This window comes from Paracoccus sp. NIOT.M2S5SZ12 (genome assembly GCF_057748165.1).
Genome location: NZ_JBYLFR010000009.1, coordinates 42,675 through 55,373, shown reverse-complemented (window position 1 = coordinate 55,373; position 12,699 = coordinate 42,675). Strand labels below are relative to the sequence as shown.

At 70.5% G+C, this 12,699-nt stretch carries 17 protein-coding genes and 1 tRNA gene; 9 read left to right on the top strand and 9 right to left on the bottom strand.

Annotated features, from left to right (window positions below):
* Genes AC2SGK_RS10005 through AC2SGK_RS09985 form a run of 5 tightly spaced genes read left to right on the top strand, consistent with a single transcriptional unit; the run spans position 1 to position 3,818 of the window.
* The gene (locus AC2SGK_RS10005) at positions 1 to 978 is read left to right on the top strand and encodes a glycoside hydrolase family 3 N-terminal domain-containing protein (RefSeq protein WP_488323408.1); all 978 of its coding nucleotides are present in this window, start codon (positions 1 to 3) and stop codon (positions 976 to 978) included.
* Positions 979 to 1,026: 48 nt separating this feature from the next.
* Complete coding sequence (locus AC2SGK_RS10000) at positions 1,027 to 1,836, top strand: segregation and condensation protein A (RefSeq protein ID WP_488323407.1); 810 nt, start codon at positions 1,027 to 1,029, stop codon at positions 1,834 to 1,836.
* Complete coding sequence (gene scpB, locus AC2SGK_RS09995) at positions 1,826 to 2,470, top strand: SMC-Scp complex subunit ScpB (RefSeq protein ID WP_488323406.1); 645 nt, start codon at positions 1,826 to 1,828, stop codon at positions 2,468 to 2,470. The genes AC2SGK_RS10000 and scpB overlap by 11 nt, the downstream gene beginning before the upstream one ends.
* Positions 2,471 to 2,482: 12 nt before the next feature.
* On the top strand, positions 2,483 to 2,674 hold the full coding sequence (locus AC2SGK_RS09990; protein WP_488323405.1) for a hypothetical protein: 192 nt from the start codon (positions 2,483 to 2,485) through the stop codon (positions 2,672 to 2,674).
* 40 nt (positions 2,675 to 2,714) lie between these two features.
* Positions 2,715 to 3,818, top strand: a complete 1,104-nt coding sequence (locus AC2SGK_RS09985) for a THUMP domain-containing class I SAM-dependent RNA methyltransferase (RefSeq protein ID WP_488323404.1) — start codon at positions 2,715 to 2,717, stop codon at positions 3,816 to 3,818.
* Here AC2SGK_RS09985 and AC2SGK_RS09980 read toward each other — a convergent pair.
* The 4 genes from AC2SGK_RS09980 to ihfA all read right to left on the bottom strand — a co-directional run bounded on the left by AC2SGK_RS09980 (position 3,815) and on the right by ihfA (position 5,938).
* Positions 3,815 to 4,885, bottom strand: coding sequence for a 2'-deoxycytidine 5'-triphosphate deaminase (locus tag AC2SGK_RS09980; RefSeq protein ID WP_488323403.1), 1,071 nt, complete (start codon positions 4,883 to 4,885; stop codon positions 3,815 to 3,817). The two genes, AC2SGK_RS09985 and AC2SGK_RS09980, sit on opposite strands and share 4 nt — an antisense overlap.
* Before the next feature lie 72 nt (positions 4,886 to 4,957).
* A tRNA-Pro gene (locus tag AC2SGK_RS09975) sits at positions 4,958 to 5,035 on the bottom strand.
* 81 nt (positions 5,036 to 5,116) lie between these two features.
* Entirely contained in the window at positions 5,117 to 5,623 is a 507-nt protein-coding gene (locus tag AC2SGK_RS09970) for a MerR family transcriptional regulator (RefSeq protein WP_488323402.1), read from the bottom strand.
* 12 nt (positions 5,624 to 5,635) lie between these two features.
* A complete protein-coding gene (gene ihfA, locus AC2SGK_RS09965; protein ID WP_488323401.1) occupies positions 5,636 to 5,938 on the bottom strand; it encodes an integration host factor subunit alpha in 303 nt (100 codons plus the stop codon).
* Between the two features lie 189 nt (positions 5,939 to 6,127).
* Between ihfA and AC2SGK_RS09960 the strand changes: the two genes are divergently transcribed.
* On the top strand, positions 6,128 to 6,403 hold the full coding sequence (locus tag AC2SGK_RS09960) for a DksA/TraR family C4-type zinc finger protein (RefSeq protein ID WP_488323400.1): 276 nt from the start codon (positions 6,128 to 6,130) through the stop codon (positions 6,401 to 6,403).
* A 7-nt stretch (positions 6,404 to 6,410) separates the two neighbouring features.
* Here the strand turns inward: AC2SGK_RS09960 and AC2SGK_RS09955 are convergent, their stop codons facing one another.
* The 4 genes from AC2SGK_RS09955 to AC2SGK_RS09940 all read right to left on the bottom strand — a co-directional run bounded on the left by AC2SGK_RS09955 (position 6,411) and on the right by AC2SGK_RS09940 (position 9,497).
* Entirely contained in the window at positions 6,411 to 7,385 is a 975-nt protein-coding gene (locus AC2SGK_RS09955; protein ID WP_488323399.1) for a beta-ketoacyl-ACP synthase III, read from the bottom strand.
* A complete protein-coding gene (plsX, locus tag AC2SGK_RS09950) occupies positions 7,382 to 8,485 on the bottom strand; it encodes a phosphate acyltransferase PlsX (protein WP_488323398.1) in 1,104 nt (367 codons plus the stop codon). Before plsX ends, AC2SGK_RS09955 begins: the two co-directional genes overlap by 4 nt.
* Before the next feature lie 22 nt (positions 8,486 to 8,507).
* Entirely contained in the window at positions 8,508 to 8,714 is a 207-nt protein-coding gene (gene rpmF, locus AC2SGK_RS09945; RefSeq protein WP_411837616.1) for a 50S ribosomal protein L32, read from the bottom strand.
* A 255-nt stretch (positions 8,715 to 8,969) separates the two neighbouring features.
* Positions 8,970 to 9,497 carry a YceD family protein gene (locus tag AC2SGK_RS09940; protein ID WP_488323397.1) on the bottom strand — a complete coding sequence of 176 codons (528 nt, stop codon included), beginning with the start codon at positions 9,495 to 9,497 and terminating at the stop codon, positions 8,970 to 8,972.
* Positions 9,498 to 9,620: 123 nt separating this feature from the next.
* On the opposite strand from AC2SGK_RS09940, the gene AC2SGK_RS09935 reads away from it, so the two are divergent.
* On the top strand, positions 9,621 to 10,073 hold the full coding sequence (locus tag AC2SGK_RS09935) for an outer membrane protein assembly factor BamE (protein WP_488323396.1): 453 nt from the start codon (positions 9,621 to 9,623) through the stop codon (positions 10,071 to 10,073).
* Positions 10,074 to 10,089: 16 nt separating this feature from the next.
* Here AC2SGK_RS09935 and AC2SGK_RS09930 read toward each other — a convergent pair whose 3' ends face one another.
* The gene (locus AC2SGK_RS09930) at positions 10,090 to 11,103 is read right to left on the bottom strand and encodes a serine hydrolase domain-containing protein (protein ID WP_488323395.1); all 1,014 of its coding nucleotides are present in this window, start codon (positions 11,101 to 11,103) and stop codon (positions 10,090 to 10,092) included.
* 100 nt (positions 11,104 to 11,203) lie between these two features.
* On the opposite strand from AC2SGK_RS09930, the gene AC2SGK_RS09925 reads away from it, so the two are divergent.
* A complete protein-coding gene (locus AC2SGK_RS09925; RefSeq protein ID WP_488323394.1) occupies positions 11,204 to 11,932 on the top strand; it encodes an SseB family protein in 729 nt (242 codons plus the stop codon).
* A gap of 49 nt (positions 11,933 to 11,981) precedes the next feature.
* A complete protein-coding gene (locus AC2SGK_RS09920) occupies positions 11,982 to 12,674 on the top strand; it encodes a CDP-alcohol phosphatidyltransferase family protein (protein ID WP_488323393.1) in 693 nt (230 codons plus the stop codon).
* The last annotated feature ends 25 nt before the right edge of the window (positions 12,675 to 12,699 follow it).

Below are 12,699 nucleotides of genomic sequence, written 5' to 3'. Positions count from 1 at the left end.
ATGACCTCCGCGACGATCCTGGGCGGCATAGCCGGCCCGGTCCTGACCCCTGACGAGGCCGCCTTCTTCCGCGAGGCGGACCCGTGGGGCTTCATCCTGTTCGCGCGCAACGTGCAGGACCCCGATCAGCTGCGCCGCCTGACGGGCGACCTGCGCGCGGCGGTGGGGCGCGACTGCGTCATCACCGTCGATCAGGAGGGCGGGCGCGTGCAGCGCCTGCGCGCGCCGCATTGGTCGGAATGGCCCGCGCCGCTGGACCAGGCGGCGGCGGGCGTGCGGGCCATGTGGCTTTACTACCACCTGATCGGGCAGGAGCTGCGCGCGGTGGGCATCGATTCGGACTGCGCGCCGACGCTGGACGTGGCGCAGGAGGGCACGCATCCGTTCCTGCGCAACCGCTGCCTGGGCACCGATCCGGCAACGGTCGCCGAGATGGGGCGGGCCGCGGCGGACGGGCTGCTGGCGGCGGGCGTGCTGCCGGTGGTCAAGCACTTGCCGGGCCATGGCCGCACGCAGGTGGACAGCCATCACGGCCTGCCCACGGTCGAGGCCGACCCGGCCACGCTGGACGCGATCGACTTTGCGCCCTTCCGCGCCCTGTCGGACCTGCCGATAGGCATGACCGCGCATATCCGCTTTCCGCATCTGGACGACCGCCCGGCCACCGCATCGCCCGTGATCATCCGCCTGATCCGCGAGCGGATCGGCTTCGACGGGCTGCTGATGACCGACGACATCACCATGAACGCCCTGTCGGGCAGCGAGGCCGAACGCGCCGCCGCGGCCATCGCCGCCGGATGCGACCTGGTGCTGCACTGCAACGGCGACGTGGCGGGCATGGCCCCTGTTGTGGCGGCGGCGGGGGCGATGGGCGCCGAGGCGCGCCGCCGCGCCGACGCAGCGCTGGCCCTGCGCCGCGCGCCCGATGCGGCCGATCTGGCCGCGCTCCGGGCGGAATGGCAGTCGCTGGCCGCTTGACAGCAGGCGTCGCGGGCCGGACTCTGTCGGCCCGCCCATGGAGGCCCCGTGCCCAAGAAGGTTCCCTATCTGCAGCCCGTCCCCACCGACGAGGCCCAAGCCGTCGCGCAGCGCCGCGCGGACGAGGCGCTGATCGTCGATGTCGAGGGCTATGAGGGGCCGCTGGACCTGCTGCTGACGCTGGCGCGCACGCAGAAGGTCGACCTGCTGCGCATCAGCGTGCTGGAGCTGGCCGAGCAGTACCTGATCTTCGTCGAGGAGGCCCGTGCGCTCAGGATCGAGCTGGCGGCCGACTATCTGGTCATGGCGGCCTGGCTGGCCTTTCTGAAGTCGCGCCTGCTGCTGCCGCCCGACCCCGAGGCCGAGGGGCCGTCGGCGCAGGACATGGCCGCGCATCTGGCCTTTCAGCTGGAACGGCTGGCCGCGATGCGGCAGATGGCGGCGCGGCTGATGGGACGCGACCGTCTGGGTCAGTCGCGCTTTGCCCGCGGCGCGCCCGAGACCGTCGCCCGCAACCGGCGCACCGAATGGCAGGCGGGGCTGATCGACCTGATGCGCGCCTATGCGCGGCTGAAGACCCGCGACGAATTCCGCCCCTATGCCTTCGACCGCCACGATGTCTTCACCATGGAACAGGCGCTGGAGCGGATGCGGCGGCTGATCGGCTTTGCGGGCGACTGGACCGACCTGTCGGTCTTTCTGCCCGATGGCTGGGCGGGCGACCCGAAGCGGCGGCGCAGCGCGACGGCGGCGACCTTCGCGGCCTCGCTGGAGCTTGCGCGCCAGGGGCGGCTGGAGATACGGCAGGCCGAGACCTTTGCCCCGATCCTTTACCGCCAGAAGACCGATGACGACTGATTTCCCCCCGCCGCCCCTGGACCAGCAGGCCCGCATGGTCGAGGCGATCCTGTTCGCCTCGGCCGCGCCGGTCACGCTGCGCGAGCTGGCCGCGCGCATGCCCCACGGGTCCGACCCGGCCGAGGCGCTGGCGGTCCTGCGCCGGATCTATGACGGGCGCGGGGTCGTGCTGGAGCGGGTGGGCGACGGCCATGCCTTCCGCACCGCGCCGGATCTGTCCTTCCTCATGCAGACCGAGACGGTCGAGACCCGCCGTCTCTCGCGCGCCGCGGTCGAGACGCTGGCGATCATCGCCTATCACCAGCCCGTCACCCGGACCGAGATCGAGGAGATCCGCGGCGTGGCCCTCAGCCGCGGGACGCTGGACCAGCTGATCGAGATGGGCTGGGTCCGCGTCGGCCGCAGGCGCATGACGCCCGGCCGCCCCGCGACCTATGTGGTGACCGAGGCCTTCCTGGACCATTTCGGCCTGGAATCGGCGCGCGACCTGCCGGGCCTGGCCGAGCTGCGCGCGGCGGGCCTGCTGGAGTCGCGCCCGCCCGCGGAGGGTCTGGGCCTGCCCCTTGCAGAGCGCGACGACGATGCCGATATGAGTCCCGATGGTCCTGCCGAGGACCTGTTCGAGGAGGAGTGAGGGGATGCCGCGATGAACATGAACCAGCTGTTCAACATGTTCACCAAGCTGGTGGCCAGGCGCGCCATGAACTGGGGGATCAACAAGGGCATCAGCACCCTGTCCCGCGGCAAGGGTCAGCCCACACCCCGCGCCGGGCAGTCGAAGCAGACCCGCGACATGGCCCGCAAGATGCGCATGCTGCAGCGGCTGACGCGGCGCTGAGCCTCTCGCCTTTCGGTCCCGGCCGCGCTAGGGCAGGGCCATGGACACGACATTCGACATCTTCCTGGTCGCCACGCCGGGGCTTGAGGAGCCTCTGGCCGCAGAGGCTCGGGCCTTGGGCTGGACCCCCGTGGTGCAGCCGGGCGGGGTGACCATCCGCGGCGGCTGGACCGACGTGTGGCGCGCCAACCTGTCGCTGCGCGGTGCGACGCGCGTCCTGGCGCGCATCGGCGGGTTTCGCGCCATGCATCTGGCGCAGTTGGACAAGCGGGCGCGCAGGTTTCCCTGGTCCGACCTCCTGCATCGCGGCATGCGCCTGAAGGTCGAAACCGTCTGCCGCGCCAGCCGCATCTATCACGCGGGTGCCGCCACGCAGCGCATCGAGCGCGCCCTGACCGAGGAGCTGGGTGCCGTCATCGCCCCCGACGCGGCCGTGACCGTCAAGGCGCGGATCGAGGACGATCTGGTGACCTTCAGCCTGGATACGACCGGCGAATCGCTGCACAAGCGCGGTTACAAGGAGGCCGTCGCCAAGGCGCCCATGCGCGAGACGATGGCCGCGATGTTCCTGGTGCAGATGGGCTTCGACGGCAGCCAGCCGGTGCTGGACCCGATGTGCGGCTCGGGCACCTTCGTGATCGAGGCGGCGCAGATGGCTTTGGGCATCCTGCCGGGGCGCGACCGGGCATTCGCCTTCCAAGACTTTGCCAATCACGACGTGGCGGCGGTGGACGCGCTGCGGCACGCGCCCGCGAAGGCGGTGCCCGGCATCCGCTTTCTGGGCCGCGACCGTGACCCGGGCGCCGTGCGGATGAGCGCGGCCAATGCCGCCCGCGCCGGTGTCGCGGCGGTCTGCGACTTTCAGGCGGGGCAGGTGAGCGACCTGCAGCGTCCCGACACCGAACCCGGCATCGTCATCGTGAACCCGCCCTATGGCGCGCGGATCGGGGGCAAGGGACCGCTGTTCGGGCTGCACGCGCAGATGGGGCAGGTGTTCCGCGACCGCCTGCGCGGCTGGCGCGTGGGCATCGTCACCAGCGAGGCGGGTCTTGCCAAGGCGACCGGCCTGCCGTGGCAGCCGCCCGGCCCGATCGTGGCGCATGGCGGGCTGAAGGTCCGCCTGTGGCAGACCGGGCCGCTCTAGCGGAACTGCTTGGCCAGCTTCAGGCCCTGACCCTGATAGTTCGAGCGGATGCCCTGACCGTAGAGGCGATCGGGGCGCGCGGCCATGCGCTCATAGACCAGCCGCCCGACGGTCTGGCCGTGTTCCAGCACGAAGGGGGCTTCGTGGCAGCGCACCTCCAGGACGCCGCGCGCGCCGCGCCCCTCGTCGCCGATGCCGAAGCCCGGATCGAAGAAGCCCGCGTAATGCACCCGGAACTCTCCGACCATGGCCAGATAGGGTGCCATCTCGGCGGCGTGGTCGGCGGGGATGGCGACCGATTCGCGGCTGACCAGGATGTAGAAGGCGCCGGGGTCCAGGATCAGGCGTCCTTCGGTGGTGCGCAGCTCGTCCCAGAACTCGGCCGCGGGATAGGCGCCAATCCGGTCGAGGTCGATCACCCCGCTATGCGGACGCGCGCGATAGCCGACCAGATCGCCCGATGCCGGCCGCAGATCGACCGAAAAGCCCAGGCCTTGGTCGATCAGCGCCGGGGCGCCGCCGACCAGCGGCTGGACGGCGTCCAGCGCTGCCAGATCGGCATCCGACAGCACGGCTTGGCCACGGCGCAGGCGCAGCTGGTTCAGCCGCATGCCGGGCCGCACCAGCACCGAGAAGCTGCGCGGGCAGATCTCGGCATAAAGCGGGCCGTCATAGCCTTCGGGCAGGCGGTCGAACTCGGTGCCGTCGTCGGTCACCAGCCGCGTCAGCAGGTCCAGCCGCCCGGTCGAGGATTTCGCATTGGCCACCGCCGACAGGCCGGCGAGCAGGGTGATCCGCTCCTGCAGGGGGATCAGATAGACACAGCCGCGCTCCAGCACGGCGCCGTCGATCAGGTCCATCTGGTGCATGCGGAAATCGTCCAAGCGGTCGGCGATGCGCCGTCCGCGCCCGGCCAGGAAGCTGGCCCGCAGGCGATAGGCCATATGCCCGAGCCTGAGGTCCAAGCTGGCGGGCTGGATCTGTTCGGGGATGACGGGCGCATCGGCGCGGATCGCGCCCCGGTCGATCAGGTCGCGGATTTCGCTGTCGGGCAGAACGCCATTCATGTCGCAGACCCCTGATGCGGGTGGGGGATAAGGGAAACGCCCATCCTTGGAGAAGGATGGGCGTTTTCGGAATGGTCGGGCCGGAGAGATTCGAACTCTCGGCCTTCCGCCCCCCAGACGGACGCGCTAACCAGGCTGCGCCACGGCCCGACGCGCATCCTATAGAGCGATCCGGCAGGCCAGCACAAGGGCCTCGGGACGGAAATCTTTGACAAAACGCATAGGGGCCAATCAGGGCAGGCGAAGCATCGCCTGAGCCAGCCCCAGAACCGGCCCGCGCAGGCCCGACCAGCGCGCGTCGCCGGGCTGCAGGCGCTGAAGATGCCGCGCCAGCGCGGAAAGTCGCGCCAGCCAGACCGCATCGCCATCCAAGGGCTCCGGTTCCGGTTCGCGGGTCAGGGTGGGCTGGGTCGGGGCGGGCCGGGACGGGGCAGGCGAGGTCGGGCCTCCGAAGCGCGTCGCCAGATGCGCCGTGCCGCGCTGACGGACCGTCGTGCCGCGGTCGGCGGCGATCTGGCGGATGGCGCCGCGGATGGTCATGCCGTCCTCGCGCAGCAGCACGCAGATGCCGGCGGCGAGTTCGATGTCGGCGGGGCGATAGTAGCGGCGGCCGTCGGGACGCTTCATCGGCTTCAGCGCGGCGAACTGCGTCTCCCAGTAGCGCAGCACATGGGGCGCGACGCCGATCAGGCTGGCCACCTCGCCGATCGACCGGAATGCCTCCGCGCCCTTTGCCATGCGGCCCGCGGCTTAGCGCTTGTTGCCGGCCGCCACGCGATCCTTCATCAGATGCGAGGGGCGGAAGGACAGCACGCGACGGGGGGTGATGGGAACCTCCTCGCCGGTCTTGGGATTGCGGCCGATCCGCTCGTTCTTGTCGCGGACCGAGAAGGTGCCGAAGGAGCTGATCTTGACCTGCTCTCCGCGCGCCAGCGCGTCCGAGATGTGCTCAAGCACGCTCTCGACCAGTTGCGCCGATTCGTGCCGCGACAGGCCGACTTCGCGGAAGACCGCTTCGGCCAAATCCATCCGGGTCAAGGTTTTGTCGCCCATGGTCGATCCTCTTGAATGGCGGGAGGATGGGTGTAAATCCTCCGGCTGTCAACGACGAGCCTGCAAAATCGTTCCCGATCCGATACTTGGCCGGCCCGGTTCAGCGACGGGGGCGTGCCGCGTGCCTCGGCATTGATCCATGCGCCCTCACCCCCCACCTGAAGGGGAGAGGAATGACGGAGGGTTGCCATGGCGGGCGGATGGGCGCGCGACGACGCGGTGAACGATCAGATCGAGGTCAGCACGGCCGAGGCCATCGCGCGCGCCCGCGCGGCGGCGGCGCGTAGCCCGCGGATCGACAGTGCCACCCATTGCGCCGAATGCGACGAGCCGATCCCCGAGGCGCGCCGCATCGCGCAGCCGGGCGTGCAGCTCTGCGTCGCCTGTCAATCGGGCCATGACCGGTCGCGCCGACCCGTCGGTGGCATGAACCGCCGGGCCAGCAAGGATGCCTTGCTGAAATAGAGCGCCTTTACCAGCGCAGGACGACCGCGCCCCAGCTGAGGCCGCCGCCGATGGCTTCGGTCACGATCAGCTGGCCGGGGGCGAAGCGCCCCTCGCCATCCGCGACCGACAGCGCCAGCGGGATGGAGGCGGCCGAGGTGTTGCCGTGATCGGCCACGGTCAGGACGACCTTGTCCATCGACAGGCCCATCTTCTGCGCGGTCGCGGAGATGATGCGCATGTTGGCCTGATGCGGCACCAGCCAGTCGACCTGATCCGCGGTGACGCCCGCGCGGTCCAGCGCGGTATGCGCGGTGCGGGCCAGCTTCTCCACCGCGTGACGGAAGACCAGGTTGCCCTGCATGCGCAGCTGTCCCGCCGTGCCGGTGGAGGAGACGCCCCCGTCCACGTAGAGCAGGTCGCGATAGCTGCCGTCGCTGTTCAGGTCGCTGGCCAGCACGCCGCGGTCGTCGCTGCCGCCGGCGCTGTCCTGCGCCTCGAGGATGACCGCGCCGGCGCCGTCGCCGAACAGCACGCAGGTCGAGCGGTCGGTCCAGTCCATGATGCGCGAGAAGGTCTCGGCCCCGATGACCAGCACGCGGTCGGCCTGGCCCGCGCGGATCATCGCGTCGGCATTGGCCAGTGCGAAGACGAAGCCCGCGCAGACGGCCTGCACGTCGAAGGCGAAGCCGCGCTTCATCCCCAGCCCGGCCTGGACCATCGTGGCCACCGCAGGGAAGGTGAAGTCCGGTGTCGAGGTCGCCAGCACGATGCCGTCGATGTCCTCCGCCGCCATGCCGGCACGGTCCAGCGCGGCCTTGGCGGCGCGGATGGCCAGATCGCTGGTGGTCTGGCCTTCGGCCGCGAAATGGCGGCGTTCGATCCCGGTGCGCGAGCGGATCCAGTCGTCGGTGGTGTCCAGCTTGTCCTCGAACCAGCTGTTCTCGACGATGCGCTCGGGCAGGTAATGCCCGGTGCCGCGGATGACCGAACGTCGGATCACGAGGATGCTCCTGTCTGGGCGGCGGCCGCGGCACTGACGCCCTGGGCCACGCGGGCGGCCAGCCGGTCCTGGAAGCCCGACTTGGCCAGGGTGAAGGCCAGCTTGATCGCGGCGGAGACGCCGGTCGCATCGGCCGATCCGTGGGATTTCACCACCGTGCCGTTCAGGCCCAGGAAGATGCCGCCGTTGACGCGGCGCGGATCGATGCGCTTCTGCAGCCGCTTGAGCGAGGTCATCGCCAGCACGGCCGCGAATTTCGACATGATCGAGTTCGAGAAGGCTTCCTTGAGGAAGTCGCCGACCAGCTTGGCCGTGCCCTCGCCGGTCTTCAGCGCGACATTGCCGGTGAAGCCGTCGGTCACGATGACGTCCACGCGGTCCGAGGGCAGGTCGCCCCCCTCGACGAAGCCGACATAGTCGTAGTGGCCGGGGGCCTGATTCTCGATCAGCTCATGGGCCTGCTTCAGCTCGGCCCGGCCCTTGTGCTCCTCGGTGCCGACGTTCAGCAGGCCGACGCGGGGCTGCGCCAGTCCCAGCCCGTTGCGCGCATAGGAGGCGCCCATCAGCGCATATTGCAGCAGGTCATGCGCGTCGGCCCGGATGTCGGCGCCCACGTCCAGCATGATGTTGAAGCCCTGCGGATTGCGCGACGGCCACAGGCAGGCGATGGCCGGCCGGTTCACGCCCGGCAGCTTGCGCAGGCGCAGCATCGACAGCGCCATCAGCGCGCCGGTATTGCCGCAGCTGACCGCGACCTGCGCCTCTCCGTTGCGGACCGAATCAAGCGCGGACCACATGGAGGTGTCGCCGCCCTTGCGGACGATCTGGCTGGGCTTGTCATGCATCGTCACCACGCCCTGGGCGTGGCGGATGTCACAGCGTCCGGCCAGCACCTTGCGGCGCGCGATCAGGCCCGTCAGCTCGGCCTCGTCGCCATGGACGATGAAGCGGATCTCGGGGTTCTTCTCGGCGCTTTCGGCCATGCCGGCCACGACGACCGCAGGACCGCGATCGCCGCCCATCGCATCAACCGAAATCACCACGCTGCCCCCTGGATCGGGGGCGCGCGGTGCCGGCGTGCTCGCGTTCGGGACGGTCATCGAGGGGCGCTGCGTGCCGTTATCAGGCCGCGTCGTCGTCCAGGTCGATCTCGTTCGCCTTGGCGACCACTTCGCGGTCGGCGTAATGGCCGCAGGACGGGCAGACGTGATGCGGACGCTTCAGCTCGCCGCAGTTGGAGCATTCGTTCGGGTTGCCCGCGACCAGCGCGTCATGCGCACGGCGCATGTTGCGCTTGGACCGGGTTACGCGATTCTGAGGGACAGCCATGTCACCACCTCGGTTGTCAGGGTGCTGCGCAGAACGCCATCGCACCAGATGTGAATTCGTAAATGAACCGCGCAGATACGCCAAGACGGCCCGGCCCGCAAGCCCCGATGGGCGAGAGAGCGCCGCAAACGCACCGCGCACGGGCCTGATGTGACGCGATTCCGCCGCGAAGGCACCCGTTCCGGGGCCGCGCGGCGGATTCGCTGCGGCGCTGTTGCCCGCGGGACACGCCCGGCCTGCGCAGGGCGCCTGCCGTCAGGAATCGCCCCCGCCCAGCAGCTTGTCCAGACCCGCGAAGGGGCGGCGCGTGTCCGCGGGCGCGTCCTCGGCCGCCGGGGCGTCGGGCAGGGCGGCGCCCGGCGCGCGGGGATATTCGGGCAGCGCCAGGCTCAGCGCCTCGACCATGATCGCGGTCAGGTCGATGAAGCTGCCCAGGGGTTCCAGCGTCTCGTCCGGCATCTCGACCTCGTCGCCCTGCGGCGCCGACAGGTGCGGGGTGAACTGGATGCGCACCTCCTCCTTCAGGTCGCTGCGCACGGGCTTCAGCGTGACGACGCAGGGCTGCGTGACGCGGGCGCTCAGCGTGCCGGTCAGCAGCCAGCCATCGGAACCATGCGGGCGCAGGCTGCCTTGGAAGTCCAGCCGGCTCAGCGCCTCGAGGCCCATTTCCTCGGCCAATGCCTGGCGGACGGATTCGTCGGGGCGCAGGTGGAAGGGGGTGGGGCTGTTGGGGTTCAGATGCGCGACGCGCAGCCGCTGCGGATGCGATTCGGGGGTGAGCATGCGGGACCTTCCTGGGCCGGGCGCGGGCGGGCTGGCGCCGCCGGATTGATATTCTTGAGCAGGGTGGCCGAGTTTGCTAGGCAGGGCGGGCCGCGTCAACCGCCCCAAGGAGGGAACCCGCCCATGTCCGCCATCAGAAGCCTGATGACACTGGCGTTTCTGGCCGTCCTCGGGCTTGCCGCCTGCGCGCCGATCGAACGCAACCACGGCTATGTCCCCCCCGAGATCGACCTGGCCGCCGTCGTGCCGGGCCAGACCACGGTGGACGAACTGCCGGGCCTGATCGGGCGTCCCTCGGCGCAGGGCCTGCTGACGGGGTCGGGGTGGTACTATGTCGGCTCGCGCTGGCGCAGGGTCGGTCCTGCCGCCCCGCAGGAGATCGACCGTCAGGTCGTCGCCATCTCCTTCGCGCCCTCGGGCGTGGTCACGAATGTCGAGCGTTTCGGCCTGGAGCGGGGCCGCGTCGTCACCCTGTCGCGCCGCGTCACCGACGGCAGCGTGACCGAGATCAGCCTGATCGGCCAGATCTTCGGCAACTTGGGCAACTTCCAGGCCAGCGACATCATCGGCGAATGACCCCGCGGCGCGGCGGTCACACCGCCGCCGCGATCCGTCCGGCCAGTGCGTGCAGGTCGTCGCGATGCCCGGTGCGCCCCGACGGCAGGTCCGGGTCCGAGGTCATCGCGATGGCCATGGCGGGCCTGCGCCCGGCGGGCGGAAAGACATAGATCATCTGCCCGCCATAGCCCCAGCCATAGCGCACGTCGCGCCCGGCCATGCGGCCCAGGAACCAGCCATAGCCATACCCTTGCCCGCTGAAGATGCTGGCGGTGCGGCGCTGCCAGCTTTGCGCGATCCAGTCGGCGGGCACGACCTGCCGCCCGCCCGCCTGTCCGCCCTGCGCATACATCGTGCCGAAGGCCAGGAGCGAGCGCGTGCTCATCGCCATCTGGTTGCCGCCCAGATAGATGCCCTGCGGATCGCGGTCCCATCCGGTGATGCGGAAGCCCGGCACCGGACCCAGCCAATCGCGCGCCACCTCCAGCAGGGGGCGGTCGGTGACGCGGGTCAGGATCGCCGCGACCAGATGGGTCGAGGCGGTCGAGTACTGCATCCGCGTGCCGGGGTCCTGGGTGAAGGGCGCGGCCAAGGCGCTGCGCACCCAGTTCGGGCTGCTGACCCACCGGCCATAGTTCCGGCCCGACTGACGCTCCAGCCCGGCCTGCATCGACAGCAGGTTGCCGAGGGTGACGCGGGCCAGCCGCGGATCGGGGTCGCGGGGCAGGTCGCCGCGCAGCAGGGGGGCGATGGGCTGGTCCGGCCCCTCCAGCAGGCCGCGCCCGATGGCGATGCCCGCCAGCGCCGACATGACCGATTTCGACGCGGACTTGATGTTCGTCGGATCGTCCGGGCCGAAGCCGTGATAGCCCTCAGCCGCGATCTCGCGGCCCTGCGCGCCGTCGTCCCGCCAGATGGCGATGGCGCGCAGCGGCGCCAGCGCGCGCCCCTCGTCCAGCAGGGGCGCCAGGGCGGCGCGGGCGATGCGGGGGGCCGCCAGCAGGGGCAGGGCGGCGGCGGCGGTCAGGATCAGGCTGCGTCTTTTCATGCGGACAATATGGGGCAGGGCGCCTGCACCCGGCAATCACGCTTGCGTGCGCCGGGTGCGACCATTACGCCAGGGGCCAGTCTTGCCCGAAAGGTTGGCGATGAGCGCGCTGGATGATCTTGCCCCCGTTCCCTTCCACGACGCCGACGCGCCGCAGCGCGCGCGCATGCTGTCGCGGCTGGCCGACACCGAACTGGCCGTGGCGCTGGAGCGCGAGCCCGCCCATGACCAGGTGGAACTGCGGATGTTCGATCTGGACGGCACGCGCATGGCGCTGGCCTGCGACGGCGAGGACCGTCTGGCGGGGTTCTTCGGACAGCCCGTGGCCTATGCGGCGATGCCGGGGCGGGTGCTGGCCTCGCTGCTGCGTGCGGACGGGGCGGGGCTGCTGGTCAATCCCGGCCACCCGTCCGAGATGATGCTGGACGTGGCGATGCTGGACTGGCTGACCGGCGCGCTGGAGGCCGCCCCCGAGGAGGCCGAGGCGCATCTGCGGCTGGCCGCCCCGGACCCCGGCACCGTCGCCGCTCTGTCGGACCCGCTGGCCGAGCGGCTGGCCGATCTGCGCGGGCTGGTCGCGGGGGCGGCGCTGGTCGGGGTCGTGGGCGGCGGGCATCTGCTGCTGATCGCCGGCGCGCCCACCGACCGCCAGCCCGCCATCGCCAAGGCCCTGGCCGAGGCGCTGGCCTTTCTGCCGCCCCAGCCCGGCGGCGTCGACATCAGCTTTGCCGAGACGCCGCCCCCGCCGGGCGCGCTGCTGTTCGATTTGACGCCCCCGCAGGCAGAGCCGCCCGCGGCGCGTCCCAAGGGCCCCCCGATCCTGCGCTGAGCATGCGCCCGCGGTTGCGCCTTGCGCCGCGACCTGCGAGAAACCCGTCATGAACATGAAACACAAGGCGCTTGCCGTCCACCTGCTGACCGCCACGGGCGCGGTCCTGTCGATGCTTGCCATGCTGGCCGCCGCGCAGGGCGAGTGGGCGCTGATGTTCCTGTGGCTGGTCGTGGCCTTCGTGGTCGACGGCATCGACGGCCCTCTGGCCCGACGCTACGACGTCAAGAAGAACTGGCCCGCCTATGACGGCGTGCTGATGGACCTGATCATCGACTACCTGACCTACGTGTTCATCCCGGCCTTCGCGCTGTTCCAGTCGGGGCTGCTGTCGGGCTGGACGGGCTGGTTCGCGATCATCGTGATCGTGTTCACCAGCGTGGTCTATTTCGCCGATACGCGGATGAAGACGCGCGACAATTCTTTCGCCGGGTTTCCGGGCTGCTGGAACATGGTGATCCTGGTCCTGTTCGCGGTCGAGCCGCACTGGACCGTGATCCTGCTGATCGTCACCGCGCTGAGCGCCGCGATGTTCACCAACATCAAGTTCATCCACCCCGTGCGGACCGAACGCTGGCGGCTGATCTCGCTGCCCGTGGCGCTGGCCTGGGTGCTGTTCGCGGGCTGGGCGGCGCTGGTCGACTTTCATCCCGAAAGCTGGGCGAACTGGGGGCTGGTGCTCAGCTCGGTCTGGCTGCTGGTCGCGGGGGCCGTCCAGCAGATGATCCCCGAACGCGCCTGACGCCCGACACGCGCAGCAAGAAGGG

Excerpts from the sequence above, each read along its gene's own strand:
- AC2SGK_RS10005 (WP_488323408.1), top strand. The coding sequence starts at position 1 with ATGACCTCCGCGACGATCCTGGGCGGCATAGCCGGCCCGGTCCTGACC.
- scpB (WP_488323406.1), top strand. The coding sequence starts at position 1,826 with ATGACGACTGATTTCCCCCCGCCGCCCCTGGACCAGCAGGCCCGCATG.
- AC2SGK_RS09990 (WP_488323405.1), top strand. The coding sequence starts at position 2,483 with ATGAACATGAACCAGCTGTTCAACATGTTCACCAAGCTGGTGGCCAGG.
- AC2SGK_RS09985 (WP_488323404.1), top strand. The coding sequence starts at position 2,715 with ATGGACACGACATTCGACATCTTCCTGGTCGCCACGCCGGGGCTTGAG.
- AC2SGK_RS09980 (WP_488323403.1), bottom strand. The coding sequence starts at position 4,885 with ATGAATGGCGTTCTGCCCGACAGCGAAATCCGCGACCTGATCGACCGG.
- AC2SGK_RS09970 (WP_488323402.1), bottom strand. The coding sequence starts at position 5,623 with ATGGCAAAGGGCGCGGAGGCATTCCGGTCGATCGGCGAGGTGGCCAGC.
- ihfA (WP_488323401.1), bottom strand. The coding sequence starts at position 5,938 with ATGGGCGACAAAACCTTGACCCGGATGGATTTGGCCGAAGCGGTCTTC.
- AC2SGK_RS09960 (WP_488323400.1), top strand. The coding sequence starts at position 6,128 with ATGGCGGGCGGATGGGCGCGCGACGACGCGGTGAACGATCAGATCGAG.
- plsX (WP_488323398.1), bottom strand. The coding sequence starts at position 8,485 with ATGACCGTCCCGAACGCGAGCACGCCGGCACCGCGCGCCCCCGATCCA.
- rpmF (WP_411837616.1), bottom strand. The coding sequence starts at position 8,714 with ATGGCTGTCCCTCAGAATCGCGTAACCCGGTCCAAGCGCAACATGCGC.
- AC2SGK_RS09940 (WP_488323397.1), bottom strand. The coding sequence starts at position 9,497 with ATGCTCACCCCCGAATCGCATCCGCAGCGGCTGCGCGTCGCGCATCTG.
- AC2SGK_RS09935 (WP_488323396.1), top strand. The coding sequence starts at position 9,621 with ATGTCCGCCATCAGAAGCCTGATGACACTGGCGTTTCTGGCCGTCCTC.
- AC2SGK_RS09930 (WP_488323395.1), bottom strand. The coding sequence starts at position 11,103 with ATGAAAAGACGCAGCCTGATCCTGACCGCCGCCGCCGCCCTGCCCCTG.
- AC2SGK_RS09925 (WP_488323394.1), top strand. The coding sequence starts at position 11,204 with ATGAGCGCGCTGGATGATCTTGCCCCCGTTCCCTTCCACGACGCCGAC.
- AC2SGK_RS09920 (WP_488323393.1), top strand. The coding sequence starts at position 11,982 with ATGAACATGAAACACAAGGCGCTTGCCGTCCACCTGCTGACCGCCACG.